This is a genomic window from Shewanella sp. M-Br (genome assembly GCF_036245925.1).
GTDB lineage: Bacteria > Pseudomonadota > Gammaproteobacteria > Enterobacterales > Shewanellaceae > Shewanella > Shewanella oncorhynchi.
On the sequence record NZ_BJBV01000065.1, the window covers coordinates 1 to 533 of the forward strand.

Sequence of the window (533 nt, forward strand, 5' to 3'; positions counted from 1 at the left end):
ACTTGCAAAAAACGATTCAACAACCGCTTTTTGACCTTTAATTTTGTTTGCTAATCGTTTATCAATAATGGTTGACAAGATGTCTAAGCCACCCGATTTAAAATCTGGATCGATGTAGATATCACCATCATCACCTTCATCGTAAAATTCAAACTCGTGGTCTTCTGCTGATGTAAATTCTTCATCAAGATAAAAATCATCGTTTTCCATAACACCAACACATTGATCTCTATAGATAACCTTACGAGGTGTTGGTGAGTCGATAGTAGTAGGTAGGTCAGTTGATACAACCGCTTCGGATACTGGGCTTGGGCTATTAACAAGCGACATTATCACTGCCTCAGATACTGGTTGTTTGTCAAAACTACAAAAGTAATTCGAACCAATAGGAACCATTTGTATACAAGCACCTGCATTAAGCAACGCTGTCATTTTTCTAACAATTGCGCTTTCATCGGTAAGCAACATTAACTCGTCTGAGTAATGATCGTATCTACCAATGGCATTTGATAAATTTCTTGTTTTGGCATCAT

General features: G+C 37.3%; 1 protein-coding gene. It reads right to left on the reverse strand.

What is annotated here, in order from left to right:
- The coding region (locus tag AAA952_RS22320; protein WP_338259711.1) for a hypothetical protein at nucleotides 1-533 on the reverse strand (533 nt) is incomplete at both ends.